This is a genomic window from Streptomyces corynorhini, assembly GCF_003346515.1.
Lineage (GTDB): Bacteria > Actinomycetota > Actinomycetes > Streptomycetales > Streptomycetaceae > Streptomyces > Streptomyces corynorhini.
Window position 1 is genome coordinate 1 of record NZ_QQNA01000466.1, and the last position, 718, is coordinate 718.

The window sequence follows — 718 nt, forward strand, 5'->3', positions numbered from 1 at the left end:
GTCGCCGCCACCCTCGCTGGCACGAACGGCACCGTCCCCGTCCGTGAATCCAAGAACCCCCAAGGACCGGCGCTCCTCCTCCCCACCGCGGCGTTCACCACGTTCATCGAGGCCGTTCAGGCGGACGGCCTCGCCGCCCGCTGAAGCCCGCCCGCACCCGGCAGTTTCTGGGGCGGGCCGGTGGGCCCTGCGGGGCTGCGCGGCAGAGGAGTGGGGCGGCCCGGCTCGTCTCGGCGGCTGACGGCCGCCTGTTTGCCGGGACTCATGCCCCGCTGGTCACCGAGTGTGGGTGGTGGGGTTACTGGGACGCGTGCGACAACAAGTGGACCCCTGAAGGCCGTCTATGCGTCCCGGAGTGCCACTAACGCACCTGAGGACACACGTGCCGTCCGGAGAGCCCCCCAACCATCAGCCAAACCATCCCATATGGGACATGCTGGTGGGGATGGGCTACATGATCCCGAAGACTGCGACGTTACGGCCGCCTGAGGGGCCCGAAGTGGCTCCAACGTCACACTCCCTGCTCCCGGCCACCACCATGAGGCCCCTGATCGGCCCGAGGTCCCGGGCCGGACAACAACTCCCGCCCAGCTTCCGGGCACCACAACGCAACGGTGCCCAGCGGGGCATGAGTCTCAGCAAACGGCGGACCGTTGGCCGCTGAGCCGGTGCCGAGTCACCCCACGCCACTGCTGCGCAGCCCCGCAGGGCCCACCGG

Annotated in this window: 1 protein-coding gene; it reads left to right on the plus strand. The window is 70.2% G+C overall.

The window, feature by feature from the left end:
• A partial coding sequence (locus tag DVH02_RS34545; RefSeq protein ID WP_147286221.1) for a DUF397 domain-containing protein occupies positions 1-144 on the plus strand: 144 nt, incomplete at its 5' end.
• Between the last annotated feature and the right edge of the window lie 574 nt (positions 145-718).